The sequence below is a fragment of the Cytophagaceae bacterium ABcell3 genome (genome assembly GCA_030913385.1).
In the GTDB taxonomy this organism is placed as follows: Bacteria; Bacteroidota; Bacteroidia; order Cytophagales; family Cytophagaceae; genus ABcell3.
Genome location: CP133159.1, coordinates 281,897 through 301,627, shown reverse-complemented (window position 1 = coordinate 301,627; position 19,731 = coordinate 281,897). Strand labels below are relative to the sequence as shown.

The following is a 19,731-nucleotide window of genomic DNA, read 5'->3' as shown; positions in this document are numbered from 1 at the left end:
ATATGAAAACTGTCATTGAAATTCAAGGGGTAACCAAGAAGTTTAAAAGTTTGACTGCTGTCAATAACTTAACCTGTAGCATTCAGGAAGGAGAGTTTATAGGGCTACTTGGCCCAAATGGTGCGGGGAAAACTACATTGATAGAGATGATAGAAGGGCTTCGAAAACCTGACGCAGGAGAAATTAAAATCTTCGGTAAGGAATGGGCAAAGGATAGCCACTTGTTACATACCCTAATAGGTTTAAGTCTGCAAGAAACAAAATTTGTAGATAAGTTGACAACGGAGGAGACTTTGACCCTTTTTGCGAGCTTTTATTCACTTCCCAATACCCGGGTGAATGAAGTACTGGATTTGGTGAATCTTGACTTTAAGCGGAAAGCCTATGTTGACTCCCTGTCAGGAGGCCAACGTCAGCGGTTGGCCTTAGGGATTGCCCTGCTTAACCAGCCTCGGTTAATTCTGCTAGATGAGCCTACTACAGGGCTAGACCCTACAGCTAGAAGAGAAATATGGAACATATTGGAGGATTTAAAAAAGGTTGGTACCACAATGATTTTGACCACCCATTATCTGGAAGAGGCCGAATTTCTCTGCGACCGGATCCTTATTATGAACCAAGGAGAAATATTGGCCGAAGGCTCATTAACACAACTTATTCAAGGCTACGGGGAAGGTGACGTAGTAGAGTTTGAGCTTAGCGATTACATTCAAGAAGATGTCTCGATAGTGCCTGGGTTTAAAAACATTTATTGGGATGATAAAGGGCGAAAAGGAAGGATTATATTGTCTTCTCTTGCCTCAGACCTACAAGGTTTTTTAAATTTTATATCCTCATTACAGGTGGAGGTCAAAGATTTGGACTGTAGGAAAACCACACTTGATGATCTTTTTATTTCAATGACAGGAAGGAGCTTGCATGAATAGTCCTTTGGTTCAACTGATAATATTTCAATTCAAAAATTTTTACCGTACACCTGGTATTGTTTTTTGGGCTATACTGTTCCCAATTTTGATGGCTTGGGTGTTAGGTTTGGCCTTCACTACTACTGGTGTACAGCATAAAACTGTCTATCGGGTATCAAATGTAGAGGGGCCATTTAGTGAAAAAACAGGTATACCTCCTCAGCAGAAAGGGGAGCTGTCGTTGGGGGAGGACCTTGATGCAGTAGTTTTACTTACTGTTATGCCGGCTAGTGAGGAAGAGGCTATCCGGGCTTTGCGCAGAGGTGTAATACCCTTGTATTTTACAGAAACCGAAGATAGCCTTTTTTATCACTTTGATAAACAAAACGCAGAAGCACAAAATACCTACTTACTTATAGAGCGGGAGTTAAGCCCTAAGTTGAGGGAAAGTGCGCAGACCATAGAGCCAGTTACGGCAACCGGTAGCCGATATATTGATTTCCTGATCCCGGGGCTTATCGCTTTAGGTATTATGAACTCCTGCATGTGGGGCATAAGCTGGAACCTTATTGAATATCGGATGAAAAAGTTATTGAGGAGAATGGTGGCAACTCCAATGCGCAAGACTGACTTCCTGATTTCTATGTTCATCTCTAGGTTTGTCCTTGCGTTAATTGAGGCCATTATATTATATGTTTTTGCAAGTATTTTCTTTAATGTAGAAATCTCAGGCAGCCTGCTAGCGTTTTTGCTGGTTTTTACAGGCGGGATCGCGGCTTTTGCTGGTATCGCAGTAATAGCTTCGGCCAGAAGCGCCAGCTCTCAGGTGGGCAATGGTATTATAAATGCCGTGGTATTGCCAATGACCATTCTTTCAGGGGTGTTTTTTAGTTACCACAATTTTCCAGAATGGGCTGTTTCTGTTATACAGTTTTTGCCATTGACGCTTTTGGCTGACTCTTTAAGAAGTGTTTTTATAGAACACGCAGGGATTGGCGATGTGCTGCTGCCTTTTATTATTTTATCCACGACAGGAGGAGTTACTTTTGCTATTGGCTTGAAGTTGTTTAAATGGCATTAGCTTTAACCTAAAAGATTAGAACTTTTTTTGCCCCTCATAACTAAATCTAATGCATAATCTAGGTTTAAAAAGCTTCTGCTATGTTGAGGTAAAACATACTTTCTCCTCCTCTGCCAAAAGCATAGTCAAAGCGGATATTTAAGTTGTCAGGTTTGCTTACCAGAAACCGTAAACCAGCACCGTAGGAAGGTTTTATTGAGCTAAAAGCATAATCAGACACTTGTCCGGCCACATCACCTAGGCCACCAAAAAATGTCATCCCAAAACGGCCGTATACAGGCAGCCTGTATTCTGCTTGTACTACCATTATGTTTTGGTCTCTAAACCTGCCTTGGTAATACCCTCTCATAATCCGGTCTCCTCCTAGTGCAGCGAGGCTGGTAAAAGGCGTTTGGCTACTGCTGGACATGCCATAAAACTGAAGCGCTACCACATCATCTCTATGGGGAAATGGTGAAATATACTTCCGTGCATCTAGCAAAAAAGATATAAAATTATAATTTCCTCCTAAATAGTTGCCATGTGCGCCCGCAATAAACTCTATGAGTTCGCCCTCTGTACTGTTGAGGATATTGTCTCGGCTGTCATATGTGATAGCTGCGGTTAAGCCAGAGACGATGGATCCATTATACCCTGGAGGCTCCTCCTTTTGCAAAAGTCCATTTTTTTCAGATTGCAAATCATAAGTATTAATGAATCTGTAACCTAGCCCTACGAATAAGTCTTTCTTTACTTTTTTGTAAAAGATGTTATCAAATGTTATTTGACGAAAGGATATTTCTTCTTTGTTTGACCTCGGGGTATTATTCCCTATGCCAAAATATTGATTAGGAAACTTTGTGAAACCCGCTTCTCCTTTTATTAAAAACTTTTCCCCATTTGTGAAAATAATATAGTTAGGATTAAAAATTATTTGGTGTAGAAGCGTATACCTTGCAGTAAAAGCCAGAAATGAAGTCCTAGTGGGTATGGTATCGTTTTTAAAGTTAAATAGGAATTTTGCACCTGCCCCAAACTGCCAGCTTGTCTCTGGTAGATAGGCTATTACCGGGGCGCCCACGATCTTTGGTTTATGCTCTTTCTTTTCCTGAGCATAAAGGGATTTTGAAAATAGTAGTAACAAAAGGCATGTTAGCCGGAGAATGTTCATGTTTTGTTATATAGAAGTACAAAAATAAGCATATTTATGTGACTCCAAAATAAAGTTTAATCGATTCCGCAGTAGTGTTTGGCAATTGTATTAACTATCTTCCATTGCTATAACCCTGTATGTGCCTATCAAGGTGTAAGATAGGGGGTGAAAGCATTAGTAATGCCGTTTCATTTTGACCATTATAATCTCCAGTCTTTTGCACCCATACATCTGATTTTCTAAACTCATGTTTTACAATAAGGTTTGCTACATAATGATATCTTCTTTTATGGTTGGCATAAGAACAGGGCGCATTTTTTGTAGAAATTTTTTAATTTGCAGCCTTTCTTTTTTGGTCATGAGAAAATTAAAAAATGAGGAGTTGAACCGGCTTTCTGCGGATCAATTTAAAAGTATACAGAAGAACCCTATTGTTGTGGTGTTAGATAACATAAGGAGTCTCAACAATGTGGGCGCAGCATTTCGCACCGGTGATGCTTTTTGTGTAGAAAAAATTTATTTATGTGGTATCACTGGACAACCTCCCCATAGAGAAATTCATAAAACAGCTCTTGGTGCCACTGAAACTGTAGAGTGGGAGTACAGGAAAGCTACGGTAGACTTAATAAAAGACCTTAAAAGCCAAGGATATATTATCGCTTGCGTTGAACAAGCCGATGCGAGTGTTTCGCTGCTTGACTTTCAATGTTCCCTAACTGAAAAATATGCCTTAGTTTTTGGTAATGAAGTTTTTGGTGTGAGTGATGAAGTGGTAGGTTTGTCTGACTTGTGCATAGAGATTCCGCAAGGTGGTACAAAGCATTCTCTTAATATATCTGTTTCTATAGGTATTACACTTTGGGACATAACTTGTAAAAACGGTTTTTTTAAACCTTGATCAATTCGTCGTCTTTTGTTATTTGAACAATCACAAGGCATGTACTAAAAAAGCCAGAGATGTTTTCTCCGGCTTTTTTAGTTTTTTATTTGATGTAGTTCTTCCTTTTAAGTATGGACTCCATAAACCGTATATCGTTTTCGCTATTAAAAACTTTATAAGGAAGGTAGATTAATTGGCCTTTGGAGATAATAAGAAGAAAGTAATCTTTGCCTTTTTCAGCCCGCTTTATCATGTTCCATTGTATTGGGCTTCCTTGTCTAGGGTTTAACTTGATCATCACTTGGCGGCTGTCTATTTCGTAGCTTAGCCTGTCAAATATGATTTTGCTTTGCTCTAGTTGTGTTACTCCTGTAAACTGGATTAGCCAAAAAAGCAGGTACAAAACAGTCAGTAAAATGGCTCCACTTATATACCAGCCTGTCCCTGGGAGAAATAAACCCGCAATGATAAGCGCCAAAGGAATTAAAAATGCCCACCACTGTTGTTTAAGCACATTTACTAATGCCAGTTTGATATAGGTTTTTTTGTCAAGCTGGTATTTTTTGGTTTTAATAATCATTTTATTTGTTTTATTATTTATTGATTTTCGCTTTTAAACTTATGTCCAAGCTTCTGTAAGAATGAGTTAAGGCGCCGGCGGAAATGAAGTCTACGCCAGTTTCTGCTATTTGGCGTATATTTTTTTCTGTTATTCCCCCCGAAGCTTCCGTCTGGTATTTGCCGTCAATTAATTGCACCGCTTCGCTTAATGTAGCTGGCCCCATGTTGTCTAGCATAATCCTGTGTATGCCTCCAACATCCAGAACATCTTGTACCTCTTTCAAGGTTCTCGTTTCTACTTCAATTTTTAAGTCTAAATTATGCTCTTTCAAATAAGTTAAAGTAGACGCTACAGCCTGTGGGATTCCACCTGCATAATCGATATGGTTGTCTTTTAAAAGAATCATATCATATAAGCCAAACCTGTGGTTTACTCCACCTCCAATGGCTACTGCCCATTTTTCCATCATTCGGAAGTTTGGTGTTGTTTTTCGAGTGTCTAGCAATTTGGCTTTTGTGTCTTTAATGAGGGAGTTGAGGTAATCCGTATAGGTGGCTATGCCGCTCATTCTTTGCATGCAGTTCAATACCAGCCGCTCGGCAGTAAGTATCGACCGTGCTGACCCTGTAACGGTTAAGCCCTTGTCTCCATTAGATACAGTCTGACCATCTTTTAGCAGTATATGGCATACCAAGTTAGGGTCTACTCTTGAGAAAATTTTTCCTGCAAGTTCTATTCCCGCCAATATGCCATTGTCTTTTATTAGCAATTCTGCCGTGCCAATTGCTTCATGGGGTATAGAGGCCAAGGTAGTGTGGTCCCCTGCTCCTACATCTTCAGCTAAGGCCGCATCTATAAATGCATTTATTCGTTCTTCGGAAAGGTAATTCATCCTGTAAAAATAAAAAAAGCTCTGAATATATTTCAGAGCCGCAAAAATAAAGATTTTATTTGTTTTACCACTTACTAAACTCTATAGTATCTATCACTTCCATGCCTTTGATTTTTTTGATGTAGATCACCACCCTAAATGCGCCTTTGGCATGGGTGTATTTCCCAATGGCATAGGTGAGCCCTCCTTTGGTTGAGCCATGGTGCACATCCTCAAAACTAAGAGCTGGGTGTTTCTTGAAAAAATCTTTAAACATTATTTCGGCATGCGCTTTACTATAGCTAGCTTTTTCTCCGTCAAAGCTGACTTCTACTATATCGTAGAAATACTTGGCAAGTTCTTTGGAGCTTCCTGACTTTATGGCAACTTTGCTTACTTTATAGGTATCATTTTGGGCAAAAGCATTGTTGCCGCTTTTTACCAGAAGAAAAAAAACAAAGATTATTGATATTTTTGACAAAAGAAGTTTCATCTTTTTTCTTTTTTTTGTATTAGGCAACTAAAACTATGCCAGTTCTTCTTTATAGGTTGCGAAAATTTAATAATTTTACATTTACTATTAACTTTATATATTTTAGGTATGAACAAAAAAGTTATACTAATGATTCTGGATGGCTGGGGATTGGGAAATAACCCTGCTGTCTCGGCTATTGAGAAAGCAAATACAGCCTTTATTGACTCACTTTATACGAACTATCCAAACAGTAAGCTTGAAGCATCTGGATTGGCAGTTGGGCTTCCTGAGGGGCAGATGGGTAACTCCGAAGTGGGGCATATGAATATCGGTGCCGGAAGGGTAGTATATCAAGACCTTGTTAAGATAAACAAAGCGGTTGACGAAGGCACATTAAAAGAAGAAAAAACATTAAAAGAGGCTTTTGATTACGCTAAAAATAATAATAAAAAGGTCCATTTTATAGGTTTAGTATCTGATGGGGGGGTGCATTCTCATATACATCACCTTAAAGGTTTGACCTCTATAGCGGCAGATTACGGGCTTAAGGATGTTTTTGTGCATGCATTTACTGATGGAAGGGACACAGACCCTAAAGGGGGGATAGAATATATTAAAGATTTGGAAAAGCATCTTGACAGTACTACTGGAAGGATTGCCAGTGTGGTTGGCAGGTATTATGCCATGGATAGGGATAACCGCTGGGAAAGGGTTAAGCTTGCCTATGATGTAATGGTAAATGGTGATGGAAAAAAGGTGACAGATATTGAAAAGGCTATCTTGGAGTCTTATTTAGAAGATGTGACCGATGAGTTCATCATGCCTATGGTTCAAGTTGATGATAAGCAGCAGCCTATTGGTAAAATTGAAGAAGGAGATGTCGTTATATGCTTTAACTTTAGGACAGACCGTGGTAGGGAAATTACTATAGCGTTAACACAAAAGGATTTTCATGAGCAGAACATGCACAAAATGAATTTGCATTATGTGACCATGACTAATTATGATGAAACCTTTAAAAATGTTAAAGTTGTCTTTAACAAAGAAAACCTGAACAATACTTTGGGAGAGGTTTTGGCAAAAGCAGGCAAGAAACAAATCAGAATAGCTGAAACTGAAAAATACCCACATGTTACCTTTTTCTTTTCGGGCGGTCGTGAAGAGCCTTTTGAAGGAGAAAAAAGGCTCATGTGCCCTTCTCCGAAAGTGGCTACCTATGACCTTAAACCAGAAATGAGCGCTTATGATATAAGGGACAAAATAGTTCCTGAGATTCAGTCTAAAGAGCCAGATTTTATATGCCTGAACTTTGCCAATCCTGATATGGTGGGTCACACAGGGGTAATGGAAGCTGCAATTAAAGCGTGTGAGACTGTTAATGAGTGTGCCGAAGATGTCATAAATGCTGCATTAGAGAATGGGTACAGCGCTATTGTAATTGCCGATCATGGGAATGCAGATGTAATGGTCAATGAAGACGGATCGCCTAACACTGCACACACTACTAACTTGGTACCTTGTGTATTGGTTGATAAAGACCTTAAGGTTGGACTGAAAGATGGTAAATTAGGAGATCTTGCTCCGACTATACTTAAACTTATAGGGGTGGACGTTCCGGAAGATATGACTGGTGATCCGCTTATTTAGTTTTTGATAATTTTTTATAAAAAAGCCCGGGAATGCTCTTGGGCTTTTTTTATGCCTTTCTCAGTCAGTTCTTTCTAACCTGGGTTATGCAATAGAAAGACCTAATGCATAACCTAGGTTAAATCTATTTTATGCGGTAGACTTTTTCAATATACTGTATAGGATTACCCATTTAAGTCTCTAGGAAGTAATAAGATTTTATTTCTACGATAAAAAATGCTTTAAACAGCCATTTCTTAAATGGCGGTATGTGCTATTGTTAGAAAATAAGGCGGCCATTGATGAAATTGCGTTAAGAACTTTATAACCATGGAGCGGCCAAAAAATTTGCTGTTTGAGCCCGACGCAAGGAGGGTGAGTTTCAAATTTTTTAGCGTAATGGTTATAAAGTTTAGCAAATTTCATCACAGGCCTTGACTTTTTTGCTTACTTTTTTTGTCTAAGAAAAAAAGTAAGGCCCTGCCGGCGAGGCAAAAAGTAACTAAACGAGCCTATGTAAGCTAATAACACATAAGATATCTAAATGGGTAACCCTAATACTGTATACAGAAAAAATAATAATTGAAGAATCCTTTCTTCACATTTTTCTTTGCAGAAGACTTATGTCTATTTTTCAATTTAATTTCTTGTTTGCGGTTAAAAAATTAACCCAATTTTTAAAAAAATATATTGTTTTGGTGCTTTTAGGTTAAAAACAAAGCCTATTTTTTCAAAAAAGTTACTTTATTAGTAAAAACCGGTTTTAAAATACACCTTATGGTAAAATTTTAATATGATGGTAATGCGCGATTTCATATTAAAAGCGGTTTTTTGGTGTTGAGACAACGGTTTTTATGTAAAATACAACTTTTTATAATTTTTTAAAATTTGTATTTTTTGTATATATGGTTTGTTTGTGCTGTTATTTGGTTTGTTGTATTTTTTTAATTTGATATTATATATTTCCATAAATAGGTGGTTTATTTTTGTATTTTACTTATCTGTGTTTGCTTAATTAAAAATAAACATATATGTTTGTGTCGATGCCGGATATAACTATAGTAAGTTTTTGAAGGTGTTAAAAAGTAACCATTTATTAATTATTTACCACCAAACCAATCTAAAACTATGAGAAAGTTAACCTTACTCTTTTTGAGCGCAATCTTTGCCTTGACGTTCACTGCGAACGCTCAGGAAACAACTCCAGGAGCTGCCGCCCCTGAAGAAGAAAGTCCATTTAGCATGGACATAACCCTAAACTCGGATGCTTTCTTTGGATTTTATCCGTTCTTTGCAGGATCTTATGCTTTAAGTGAAAGCTCGGCCTTTACTTTTTATGGAATTTTATGGTCTGGAGGTACCGCTGGAGGCTGGGGTAACTGGACTGAAGTAGGTGTAGGTTATAACTTTTCACCTTTTGATGGTCTTGACATTAATCCGCAAATAGGTCTCTTGAGCGGTAGCTTGCTTTCAGGTCTTGGAACTCCTCACCTTGGAGAAGGTATTGTTCCAAACTTAACAGTTGGTCTTGATTTAGATCATATTGAGGGTGAGTTATATGCTGGATACTACCATGGATTTGACAGAAACGATATTGGTACAAACAACTACCTTCACTGGTGGTTAAGCTCTGGCTATAAATTTGGTAATGGATTTTTCTCTGCCGGTCTTCATTTAGAACACCTTAGATATATGGGTGGTGTTGGTGAAGAAGGTACTGCCTCAGACCTTTATTTAGCATTGGGGCCATATATCCAGTTTGCAGACCCTACCGGAGGTGCTTTTGCTAGATTTTCAACTGGTTTAGATTTAAGAAGCGATGAAGAAGTGGCTGCCTCTGGTGTTGACCAGCCTTCATTCTGGAAACTAACTGTCGGATATTCTTTCTAAATCTTTTTAATGATATTTTTTAGGCTGAAAAGGGTCGGGGTTCTCCCGGCCTTTTTCCTAAACATTTTCATTGTTGAGTATGTTTTGAATTAAGGGAGTAAACTGTAAAGGAAAACCCGGTATGTATTTGCCGGGTTTTTTTATGTTTTTTCTTTAGTTTTAACAATGAATTCAGAGTTGACAAATATTTTTTCAGGGAGGGCTGAGGTTTATCATAAAAAAAGTTCTCGCTTACGGGCAAAGAGTAGAAAAGTAGCTATTGTTAGATTAGTTTTTTTTCTGGTTTCTATTGTAGCCATTTTTGTTTTTATTAATGACCGTTTATTAGAATATGCAATAGCTGGTTTTTCACTTTTTTTGCTTGTTTTTGTATTGCTTGTTAGATACCATAAGAAGCTTAATGACAAGCAACGCTTCTTTGCTTCTCTGGAGCAGATTAATAACAATGAGCTTCAGTTGATAAACCATAACCCGTCTGTTAACCCTGATGGCGAAAGGTTTATAGATGATGCCCATCCTTACACCTCTGACCTTGATATATTCGGTTCAGGGTCGCTTTTTCAGTTCCTTTGCCGTACGCATGGCCATGGCGGCCAAGATACTCTGGCTAACTATTTAAAATCCCCAGCCTCTCAAGAAGAGGTTTCGCTCAGACAAGCGGCTGTTAAAGAACTTAAGGACAAAGTTGACTGGAGGCAAAAGTTTCAAGCTGTTACTTTTTCTACTCCTAAAGACCATAACCCGCAAAAGTTATGGCAATGGATTGCCGAGGATCCTTTTGTGTCTAAAAGTAAATTTTTGTCAACGGCTATAAGGGTTATGCCTGTCTTGTCAATTATTGCTGTAATAGGTTGGTTGTTCTATTGGCCCATTTATGTTCCTTTGTTAGTTATTGTTGTTAATATTTCCATACTAAACCGCTACAAGGTTCAAACCCGTGAAATTCGTGAATATGCATCTGAAAATTGCCATACAGCTAAGGTATATGTTTCTCAAATAGAAATGCTGGAAAATGAACAATTTGCTTCCTCCAAATTGCAGTCATTAAAATCGTATGTAAATACGGGAGACGGCAGTAAAGCTTCTGGTGCTTTGGCAGAGTTTGGAAAGTATTGCGATTTTTTGGAGGCGAGCAATAATCCTTATTTCTATTTGGTTATGAATTGGTTTTTCCTTTCGGATTTAATTCAGATCAAGAGAATTGAAAGCTGGAAGTCTAAGCATCAGGGTGAAGTAGAGAATTGGATAAGGACGGTGTATGAGCTGGAAGCCCTGGCATCTATTGCAGGATACTATCATATTAACCCTACCTTTCATTTTCCTGAAATTACTGACAGGCCTTTTGTCTATCACGCCAAGGCCCTCGGTCATCCGCTGATTAAGACCAAAGATAGGGTTTTGAACGACTTTGAATCAGAGGGGGCAGGCGTTGTAAAAATTATTACAGGCTCTAATATGTCAGGAAAAAGTACTTTTTTAAGGACATTAGGCATTAATGGTGTGTTGGCTTTTTCTGGTGCGCCTGTATGTGCTGAAAATTGCTGTATTTCTGTTATGGACATTTTTACTTCTATGCGTACCAAGGATTCGCTTCAAGAGAATACGTCTTCTTTTTATGCAGAGCTTAAACGCTTAAGGCAATTACTTGAACTGGTGGGTAAAGGCACTAAAGTATTTTTCATGTTAGATGAAATACTCAAAGGAACCAATTCTGCTGATCGGCATAATGGGGCAATGGCCCTGGTTCGTCAGCTGAAGAAAGAGGGGGTTTCTGGTTTGGTTTCTACACATGATCTTGAGTTAGCTTCTTTAGAAGAGGAAGATCCTCAGCATATTAGTAATCTTAATTTTAGTAGTGATATTAAAGATGGGGAGCTGTTCTTTGATTATAAATTGAAAGAAGGAGTATGCACTAGTTTCAACGCCTCGCTATTGATGAAGAAGATGGGAATAAATATGGAATAATTTTAGCTATATTTGAGGGGGATTTATAATTACTATCAATGGAATTTTACAAGCAAACTAAATTAGGTATTCTTGGTGGTGGACAGCTTGGGCGTATGCTTATTCAGTCATGTATCGACTTCAATGTTCATACCTCTGTTCTAGATCCTGATAAGGATGCACCATGTGCAGGCCTTGCCAATGAGTTTATGCAAGGTAGTTTAACAGATTATGAAACAGTCCTTAATTTTGGGCGGGGGAAAGATGTGTTAACTATTGAAATTGAAAATGTTAATGCCGATGCACTGAAAACGCTTCGAGATGAAGGGGTGCAGGTTTTTCCTGAACCAGAAGCAATAAAAGTTATTCAAGATAAAAGGGTTCAGAAACAATTTTATAGGGATAATGGTATTCCTACTTCAGATTTTGTTTTGGTAGATACCAAAGAAGCGCTTTCTGAACACGCTTCTTTTTTTCCAGCTTTTCAAAAGTTAGGAAAAGCTGGTTACGACGGAAGAGGGGTTTATAGGATAAAAGATGAAGGCGACTTGCAGAATGCACTTGATGGGCCTTCTGTACTGGAAAAGCTGGTGGATTTTGACAAGGAAATTTCGGTTTTAGTAGCAAGGAATACGAAAGGCGATGTTGTTACTTATCCGGTTGTTGAAATGGTTTTTCACCCTGTGCATAATTTGGTGGAGTACCTTTTTTCACCAGCTGATGTAAGTGCTGAAATCGAGTCTAAAGCGAGAGAGACGGCGGTTAAAGTTATTGAATCTCTTAATATGACTGGCTTACTGGCGGTGGAAATGTTTATTAAAGATGGACAAGTGCTTGTGAATGAAGTAGCGCCAAGGCCCCACAACAGTGGTCACCAAACTATTAAAGCTAATTATACTTCTCAATACGAGCAACACCTGAGGGCTATTTTAGGTCTGTCACTGGGTAGCACTAAAGTTACAAAACCTTCGGCACTTGTGAATTTATTGGGTGCAGATGGTTATAAAGGAGATGCAAAATACCAAGGGGTTGATGAGATTTTAAGCAAAGAAGGGGTATTCCTGCATCTATATGGAAAGAAAAAGACAAAGCCTTTTAGAAAAATGGGGCACATAACCATTCTTGATGATACCCTTGACAACCTAAAGGAAAAAGCCGAATTTGTTAAAAAAACAATAAAAGTAGTAGCATGAGTAAGCCATTAGTTGGTATAATAATGGGTAGCCAGTCGGATTTGAAAGTAATGAAGGACGCGGCCACTGTTTTAGAGCAATTGGAAGTGCCGTTTGAACTGACGGTTGTTTCTGCTCACCGTACACCTGTCAGAATGGTTGAATATGCCCAAAGCGCTGTAGACAGAGGACTAAAGGTAGTTATTGCGGGCGCTGGTGGGGCGGCCCACTTGCCTGGTATGGTAGCTTCTCTTACGCCTCTTCCGGTTATTGGCGTGCCGGTAAAATCTTCTAATTCGATAGATGGGTGGGACTCTGTACTTTCCATTTTGCAAATGCCTTCTGGGGTGCCAGTGGCTACTGTAGCGCTTAACGGGGCTGCAAATGCCGGAATATTGGCTGCTCAGATCATTGGATCCTCTGATCCTGAGCTTCTTAAAAGGATAGTGGCTTTTAAAGAAAAGCTAAAGGAAAAGGTGGAAACCTCAGTCAATCAAATAGAAGAAAAAGGATATAAAGAATTTTTGTGATTATGGTTCGGTTTTTGTAACCTGTACCTTTAAGTATTTTGAACCCTTAAAAAGTCATTTTTATGTCAGACTCACATCTTAAATTGTTAAAAGGAAATGAAGAATTTGTTGCTGAAAAGCTAAATCAAGATCCTGACTTTTTTAAAAAGCTATCTGAAGGACAGTCTCCGGACTACCTATGGATAGGATGCTCGGACAGTCGTGTTCCCGCAACTGAAATTACAAACACGAAGCCTGGCGATATTTTTGTTCATAGAAATATTGCGAATGTGGTAGTTAATACCGACATGAACTTGTTGAGTGTGCTTAACTACTCTGTTAACTATCTTAAAGTTAAGCACGTTATAGTGTGTGGCCATTATGGTTGCGGTGGTGTTTTGGCTGCGATGAGCAACAAGAAGCTGGGCCTTATTGATAACTGGCTAAGCAATATTAAAGACGTTTATCTTGCCAACGAAGCTGAATTAAGCAGTATTCAAGATGAGAATGAAAGAGGAAGAAGACTTGTTGAATTAAATGTGAAACAGCAGGTTATCAATTTATCTAAAACTTCCATTATCCAGGGTGCCTGGGCAGAGGGGAATTTGCCAATACTTCATGGTTGGGTTTATGGCCTTGAGGATGGAAAATTGAAGGATCTTGATATTAAGATCAATAAACCGTCTAGCATACCAAACATTTATCAGTTTGAGAATGCTTAAATATAGAAACTCTACTCTTTAACTAATAGAAATAAAAAAGCCACTTTAAAGTGGCTTTTTTATTTTAAGGCCTATAAACAATACCCTGACCCGTAGGGTTCTTTTAGAAAAGAGGGGAAGAAATATGGGGAAGATGAAAGAAGACGTACATAATCTGATGAAGGCATGTTATAACCGAGAGCAGTTTTATAAAATGGCTGCGGAGGACGTTTTAAATGCCGATTACATTCCTGTTTTTAACCAGCTTGAGTTTCAAAGTAGACAGTTTATTTCAGAACTTGAGGCTGTAACAGGCGTGGATTTTACGCTTCGTGAAGAAGAGTCTTTTTTAAAAGAATTTGTCCAGATGGTCAATGAGGTCAAAGAAACATTTTACCGGGCAGATGCAAAAAAGATTTTGGAAAAGGCGTTGAGCGCTGAAAAAAGCTTTCTTAGTACCTTTAATTCTGTTAAGCTAGATGCCATTCCCGAAGCTTTGCGGCAAAGGCAGATTAGGTATGCAGAGGAAAATTATAAAAAGCTGAAAAAGCTTTATGAGTCGCAGACGGTAAACTACTGATTGGCAAGCTCTGAAAGCTTACTGACCACATAATCAATTTCTTCTTCTGTATTGTATTTGCTGAAGGAGAAGCGGATATGCCCTCTGGCAGGGTTTACCTGAAGGTGGTTTAGCACATGCGAACCTATGCTGGTTCCACTGGAACATGCACTGCCACCTGATGCAAATATATTATTAATATCTAAGTTGAAAAGTAGCATTTCATTGTCTGGCGATTCGCGGAGGCTGAGGTTTAACACTGTATATAGGCTATTTTCATTTAGGCAGTCTCCGTTGAATTCCAGATCTTTTACTTTTTCTTTCAACTGTGAAACCATTTTGTTTTTGAGGTTTCTGATATGGGACTCATGGATTTCTAGATCTTTATACGCTATTTCCATCGCTTTTGCCATGCCTATAATTCCATATACATTTTCTGTTCCCCCTCTCTGGTTTCTTTCTTGGGCACCACCGGTTATAAAAGGGGCAATTTTTGTTTCGCTTTTCGTGTAAAGAAAGCCCACTCCTTTAGGCCCATGAAATTTATGTGCAGAACCTACTATAAAATTTGCATTAAGTTCGGAAAGGTCATGTTTAAAATGCCCTATGGTCTGGACAGTGTCAGTATGAAATACCGCATCATAACTTTTGCATAAGTTGCCGATAGTGTATATGTCATTTACATTTCCCACCTCATTATTGGCATGCATCAAGGAGACAAAAGATCCAGGATACTTTTCCAGTAACTTTTCCAGAGAATCCATCTCTAGATTGCCCTTGGGGTCCAGTTCTACGAAATGGAGTTGAACCTCTCCAGCCTTTTCAAGATCTTCCAGTGTATGAAGTACAGCGTGATGCTCTATAGGAGAAGTAATAGCATGTTTTATTCCCATGCCTTTAATGCTACACCTAATAGCAGTGTTGTCAGCTTCGGTTCCTCCTGATGTAAATAATATTTCAGAAGGGGAAGCATTTAGCAAGGATGCAATGGTACGCCTGGCTTTCTCTACTGCAGCTTTAGTTTGTCTACCATAGGCATGTATTGATGAAGGATTCCCAAAATGATCTGTCATCCATGGTTTCATCTCTTCAAAAACCTCAGGGGCTAAGGGCGTAGTTGCTGCGTTGTCCAGGTAAACCTTCATATTCAGGATTTCTCAGATATTATTTCTTTAATGTCAGAAATTATTTTGTTTGCTAAATGCTCTGCGGTAGCACGGCTTTCAGATTCAGAATAAATTCGGATAATGGGTTCGGTGTTAGATTTTCTTAAGTGCACCCACTCTTTGTCAAACTCTATTTTAACACCGTCTATAGTATTAACAGGTTGTTTGCTGTATTTATTTTTAATGCCCTCTAAAATCTGATCTACGTTTATGTGCGGCGTGAGTTCAATTTTATTTTTAGAGATGTTATAGTTTGGATATTTTGAGCGTAGCATTGAGGCTGATTTTCCAAACTCTGCCAAATGCGACAAAAACAAGGCAATTCCTACCAAAGCGTCTCTTCCATAGTGAAGCTCAGGGTAAATTATCCCACCATTGCCTTCTCCCCCTATAATGGCATTGTGCTTCTTCATGGCTTCTACTACATTAACTTCACCAACCGCAGAAGCAAAATAACTACAACCGGCTTTTTCGGTGACATCTCTTAATGCTCTGGTACTGGAAAGGTTAGATACTGTATTGCCAGGTGTTTTCTTGAGAACATAGTCTGCGACAGCTACCAATGTATACTCTTCTCCAAACATGCTCCCGTCTTCGTTTACAAAACAAAGCCTGTCAACATCAGGGTCTACTACTATGCCTAGGTCAAAGTTTCCTTTGTCCAGTTCGCTAGAAATAAACGTAAGGTTTTCTGGAAGGGGTTCTGGGTTGTGCGGGAACTGTCCGTTGGGTTCACAATAAAATTTCGTTATTGAGCTTACCCCTAATGCTTCGAGCAACATGGGTACAGCAATACCGCCAGTCGAATTGACACAATCCAAAGCAATTTTGAAGTTCCTTTTTTCTATAGCCTCTTTGTTGACCAAAGGAAGTTCAAGTATTTTGTCAATATGTTTTTTGATATAAGAGTTATCTCGTGATATAACACCTAGCTTTTTTACTTCTGCGAAAGAGAAATCCTCATTTTCCGCTATCTCGAGAATTTTTTTGCCGTCAGCATCTGAAATGAATTCGCCTTTGCTGTTTAGTAGCTTAAGTGCATTCCACTGCGACGGGTTGTGGCTGGCAGTAATGATAATGCCCCCTGCCGCACTTTCCATTTCCACGGCTATTTCTACCGTAGGGGTCGTAGAAAGGCCTAAATCAACCACGTCTAGACCCATGCCCTGAAGCGTAGATGCTACCAATGATGAAACCATTTCCCCGGACATTCTGGCATCTCTTCCTATAACAATTTTAGTCTTGTCAGATACGCTTTTGACCCAGCTTGCGTATGCTGATGTAAACTTTACCACATCCAATGGAGTGAGCGCTTCTCCGCTCCTGCCGCCTATGGTTCCTCTTATACCGGATATTGATTTGATCAGTGACACGTTCTTCTGATTGAAATTAAATGTTAATTATGAAATACTCTGGAGTCTGATTTTAGTTCATATTTATTCCAGAGCGAGTTATATTTACATTTTTTGGAGTGCTTTTAAGGCACGTTTGCAAATTTCCAATTATTTGTAAACTTTTACAAGTAAAGCATTCCGATAAGTTTTAACTTCAATACCTAAAAACATGGATTTCAATTACAATAAAACAGATAGCAGAAGGAAAGAAAAGTTGATGGCTTTTGACAGGCTTTTGACTATTATGGATGAGTTAAGGGAGGGTTGCCCATGGGACAAGAAACAGACATTGCAGTCCCTGAGGTATTTAACCATCGAGGAGGTGTATGAAATGTCTGATGCGATCTTAGAAGAAGATTATACGGAGTTAAAAAAAGAGCTAGGTGACTTGCTTTTGCATATTGTTTTTTACGCTAGGATAGCTTCTGAGACAAATAAATTTGACGTTGCCGATGTGCTAGATGCTGTTTGCGAAAAACTGATTGTTAGACACCCTCATATTTATGGGGATGTTAAAGCGGATGATGAAGAAGCTGTGAAAAAAAATTGGGAGCAAATAAAAGCCCAAGAACACAAAGGCACAAAATCTGCATTGGCTGGCGTGCCAGCATCTTTACCTGCCTTGGTAAAGTCTATGAGAATTCAAGAAAAAGCACGGGGCTGCGGGTTTGATTGGGAGGAAAAGGAACAGGTTTGGGAGAAAGTAGAGGAAGAAATGCAAGAGTTTAGGGAGGAATATAATGTAGAAAAAGAAGTGGACAAGGAAAAGGCGGAAAGCGAGTTTGGCGACCTGTTGTTTTCTCTTGTCAACTATGCCAGATTTATAAATATTAACCCTGAAGATGCATTGGAAAGGACTAATAAAAAATTTACCAGAAGGTTTAAATATATGGAAGATGTATGTAGAAAGGAAGGGAAAAGCTTGGCTGGTATGGGTCTTGCAGAAATGGACGCCCTATGGAAAGAGGCTAAAGAAATGGAATAAAATACAGGCTTTTGCTGAACACTAATTAATGGCACCGGTTAGATTAAAAAGACATTACGTAGAATACTGTTTAATCTAATTTATTCGAACATGCGAATCGGAAAAGGAACACTTGTAAGATGGAAGAAGGGAAACGAGTATTCCCAGGGAAGAGTAGAATTGGCTTATAAGAAAGCGGGAAAAGCACCTCGGGAGGACAATAAAAAAGCTTTTCTGATAAGACAAGACGATGGTGGAACTGTCATGAAAATGGATAGTGAAATTGAAGTTTCTGACTCTTGATTAATCAGGGAATTTTTTGATTTCCCTGATACTTCCATAAGAATCTGTATAAACAGCATAATAGCCATAGTTGCCTTCTAATGAAGTGCCTTTAAGTAAGAAGCGGTATTTATAGTGCTGGTGAATGGTGATCTCTGAAGTACCTTTAATTTCAAAAGCCTCAAAATTTCTAGGAAGTTCTACAAATAGATTTGTCAGCACAATGTCTGGTAGCTTGTCCCGTCCTATGGTCATCTCTGCCATCAGAGGAACTCCGTCTGTGGAGTATGTAATTAGAAAATCATTCTTGTCGCATTTTATTTTAGCTACATAAAAAGAGCTGTCTGTTTCAGAAGAGGAATAAAACTTGCTGTTTTTGGGGGCTTCACAAAACCTCTTTATGTGGTCTTGTATTGAAACCGGCAAGGTTTTTTCTGACACCTCCGACATTTTCCCCCCTTCGTTTTTCAAGCTGGTACAGGAGCTTATGAATAGTACAAGTAGTAGTTTCTTCATCTTTTTTATGTATAGACAAAGAAATAACCTTTTAAAGAGAAGCTTGTTTTAGCCCTGCGATGTATATTTTTCCCACTTCTCAAGTGCGCTCTTAAAGTCTTCTGGTATTGCTGCTTCGAAATGCATATACTCTTTCGTTACAGGATGGATAAACCCTAGAGACTTTGCGTGTAGGGCTTGTCTGGGTATTAGTTTGAAGCAATTGTCAACAAACTGCTTATATTTTGTAAAAGTTGTTCCTTTTAGAACTGAGTCCCCGCCATAAGTGCTGTCGTTAAATAGTGGATGGCCTATATATTTCATGTGTGCCCTGATTTGGTGTGTACGACCAGTTTCTAGGTTGCATTTTACCAATGATACATAGTTCATCGCCTTTAATACTTCATAATGCGTTACAGCATGTTTACCGTAATCTCCCTCTGGGTATACACTCATGACTCGACGGTCTTTAATGCTCCTCCCCAAATTTCCTGTAATGGTTCCTTTGGCAGGGTCAGGAACTCCCCATACCAAAGCGAGGTATGTTCTTTCGATTGTATGATGGTAGAACTGTTTGGCCAGTGAGGCCATGGCAAGCTCTGTTTTCGCAATTACCAATAGGCCTGAGGTGTCTTTGTCTATCCTGTGCACAAGTCCGGGTCTACCCGTTCCGTTTTGGGTGGTAGGCAGGTTTTCAAAATGCCAAGCGAGGGCATTGACTAAAGTGCCGCTCCAGTTCTGATAAGCTGGATGTACCACCATTCCGGCAGGTTTGTTGACTATTAGTAGCTCATTGTCTTCATAAACAATATCCAAAGGGATGTTTTCAGGCACAACAACATCGTCTTTTGGAGGCTCAGGCATTGAAACAGTAATAATATCGCCTGGCTTAACCTTATAGTTGGCTTTGACTGGATTTTGGTTTACAAGTATGGCTTCTGCTTTTATTCCATTCTGCAATTTGTTTCTGGTGGCATTGGGCAGCCTGTCCATTAAAAACTTATCTATTCTCAGTAAGGTTTGTTTTTTGTCTACTTCTATACGGAAATGCTCGTACAATTCAGCATCTTCAGGTAATTCGTTGTCCAGGTTGTCCTGCATGAGGTAAAAGTCTTTGCTTTGC

The 19,731-nt window shown here is 39.0% G+C and carries 20 protein-coding genes; 12 read left to right on the top strand and 8 right to left on the bottom strand.

From position 1 onward, the window contains the following. Positions 1-2: 2 nt before the first annotated feature. Entirely contained in the window at positions 3-926 is a 924-nt protein-coding gene (locus RCC89_01440) for an ABC transporter ATP-binding protein (GenBank protein ID WMJ71840.1), read from the top strand. After that, positions 919-1,986, top strand: a complete 1,068-nt coding sequence (locus RCC89_01435) for an ABC transporter permease (GenBank protein WMJ71839.1) — start codon at positions 919-921, stop codon at positions 1,984-1,986. Before RCC89_01440 ends, RCC89_01435 begins: the two co-directional genes overlap by 8 nt. Positions 1,987-2,050: 64 nt before the next feature. On the opposite strand, the gene RCC89_01430 is transcribed toward RCC89_01435, so the two are convergent. Continuing rightward, positions 2,051-3,136: a BamA/TamA family outer membrane protein gene (locus RCC89_01430; GenBank protein WMJ71838.1), complete on the bottom strand. Its 1,086-nt coding sequence runs from the start codon at positions 3,134-3,136 to the stop codon at positions 2,051-2,053. Positions 3,137-3,476: 340 nt separating this feature from the next. Here RCC89_01430 and RCC89_01425 point away from each other — a divergent pair, with 340 nt between their 5' ends. Further along, positions 3,477-4,016, top strand: coding sequence for an RNA methyltransferase (locus tag RCC89_01425; GenBank protein WMJ71837.1), 540 nt, complete (start codon positions 3,477-3,479; stop codon positions 4,014-4,016). Positions 4,017-4,101: 85 nt separating this feature from the next. On the opposite strand, the gene RCC89_01420 is transcribed toward RCC89_01425, so the two are convergent. The 3 genes from RCC89_01420 to RCC89_01410 form a co-directional block, all read right to left on the bottom strand. After that, entirely contained in the window at positions 4,102-4,578 is a 477-nt protein-coding gene (locus RCC89_01420; GenBank protein WMJ71836.1) for a YcxB family protein, read from the bottom strand. Between the two features lie 13 nt (positions 4,579-4,591). Next, the gene (gene nadC / locus RCC89_01415) at positions 4,592-5,452 is read right to left on the bottom strand and encodes a carboxylating nicotinate-nucleotide diphosphorylase (protein ID WMJ71835.1); all 861 of its coding nucleotides are present in this window, start codon (positions 5,450-5,452) and stop codon (positions 4,592-4,594) included. Positions 5,453-5,516: 64 nt separating this feature from the next. Continuing rightward, a complete protein-coding gene (locus tag RCC89_01410; GenBank protein ID WMJ71834.1) occupies positions 5,517-5,924 on the bottom strand; it encodes a DUF4783 domain-containing protein in 408 nt (135 codons plus the stop codon). Positions 5,925-6,032: 108 nt separating this feature from the next. On the opposite strand from RCC89_01410, the gene gpmI reads away from it, so the two are divergent. The 7 genes from gpmI (at position 6,033) to RCC89_01375 (ending at position 14,328) form a co-directional block, all read left to right on the top strand. Continuing rightward, on the top strand, positions 6,033-7,553 hold the full coding sequence (gene gpmI / locus RCC89_01405) for a 2,3-bisphosphoglycerate-independent phosphoglycerate mutase (protein ID WMJ71833.1): 1,521 nt from the start codon (positions 6,033-6,035) through the stop codon (positions 7,551-7,553). Between the two features lie 1,107 nt (positions 7,554-8,660). Next, the gene (locus tag RCC89_01400; GenBank protein ID WMJ71832.1) at positions 8,661-9,422 is read left to right on the top strand and encodes a hypothetical protein; all 762 of its coding nucleotides are present in this window, start codon (positions 8,661-8,663) and stop codon (positions 9,420-9,422) included. 165 nt (positions 9,423-9,587) lie between these two features. Further along, positions 9,588-11,387 carry a hypothetical protein gene (locus tag RCC89_01395; GenBank protein WMJ71831.1) on the top strand — a complete coding sequence of 600 codons (1,800 nt, stop codon included), beginning with the start codon at positions 9,588-9,590 and terminating at the stop codon, positions 11,385-11,387. Positions 11,388-11,425: 38 nt separating this feature from the next. Further along, a complete protein-coding gene (locus tag RCC89_01390) occupies positions 11,426-12,559 on the top strand; it encodes a 5-(carboxyamino)imidazole ribonucleotide synthase (protein ID WMJ71830.1) in 1,134 nt (377 codons plus the stop codon). Then, entirely contained in the window at positions 12,556-13,068 is a 513-nt protein-coding gene (gene purE / locus RCC89_01385; protein WMJ71829.1) for a 5-(carboxyamino)imidazole ribonucleotide mutase, read from the top strand. Before RCC89_01390 ends, purE begins: the two co-directional genes overlap by 4 nt. Before the next feature lie 62 nt (positions 13,069-13,130). Beyond that, positions 13,131-13,769: a carbonic anhydrase gene (locus RCC89_01380; GenBank protein WMJ71828.1), complete on the top strand. Its 639-nt coding sequence runs from the start codon at positions 13,131-13,133 to the stop codon at positions 13,767-13,769. Between the two features lie 133 nt (positions 13,770-13,902). Beyond that, a complete protein-coding gene (locus RCC89_01375; protein ID WMJ71827.1) occupies positions 13,903-14,328 on the top strand; it encodes a DUF2383 domain-containing protein in 426 nt (141 codons plus the stop codon). Here the strand turns inward: RCC89_01375 and RCC89_01370 are convergent. Together RCC89_01370 and glmM are read right to left on the bottom strand one after the other, a co-directional pair. Further along, a complete protein-coding gene (locus tag RCC89_01370) occupies positions 14,322-15,452 on the bottom strand; it encodes a cysteine desulfurase family protein (protein WMJ71826.1) in 1,131 nt (376 codons plus the stop codon). The two genes, RCC89_01375 and RCC89_01370, sit on opposite strands and share 7 nt — an antisense overlap. Positions 15,453-15,454: 2 nt before the next feature. Next, positions 15,455-16,846, bottom strand: coding sequence for a phosphoglucosamine mutase (glmM, locus tag RCC89_01365; GenBank protein ID WMJ71825.1), 1,392 nt, complete (start codon positions 16,844-16,846; stop codon positions 15,455-15,457). 190 nt (positions 16,847-17,036) lie between these two features. On the opposite strand from glmM, the gene mazG reads away from it, so the two are divergent. Together mazG and RCC89_01355 are read left to right on the top strand one after the other, a co-directional pair. Beyond that, entirely contained in the window at positions 17,037-17,852 is an 816-nt protein-coding gene (gene mazG / locus RCC89_01360; protein ID WMJ71824.1) for a nucleoside triphosphate pyrophosphohydrolase, read from the top strand. 90 nt (positions 17,853-17,942) lie between these two features. Then, positions 17,943-18,134: a hypothetical protein gene (locus tag RCC89_01355; protein ID WMJ71823.1), complete on the top strand. Its 192-nt coding sequence runs from the start codon at positions 17,943-17,945 to the stop codon at positions 18,132-18,134. On the opposite strand, the gene RCC89_01350 is transcribed toward RCC89_01355, so the two are convergent. Together RCC89_01350 and RCC89_01345 are read right to left on the bottom strand one after the other, a co-directional pair. Next, the gene (locus RCC89_01350) at positions 18,135-18,629 is read right to left on the bottom strand and encodes a hypothetical protein (GenBank protein WMJ71822.1); all 495 of its coding nucleotides are present in this window, start codon (positions 18,627-18,629) and stop codon (positions 18,135-18,137) included. It abuts the gene before it with no gap. Between the two features lie 48 nt (positions 18,630-18,677). Then, complete coding sequence (locus RCC89_01345; protein ID WMJ71821.1) at positions 18,678-19,709, bottom strand: RluA family pseudouridine synthase; 1,032 nt, start codon at positions 19,707-19,709, stop codon at positions 18,678-18,680. Positions 19,710-19,731: the final 22 nt, after the last annotated feature.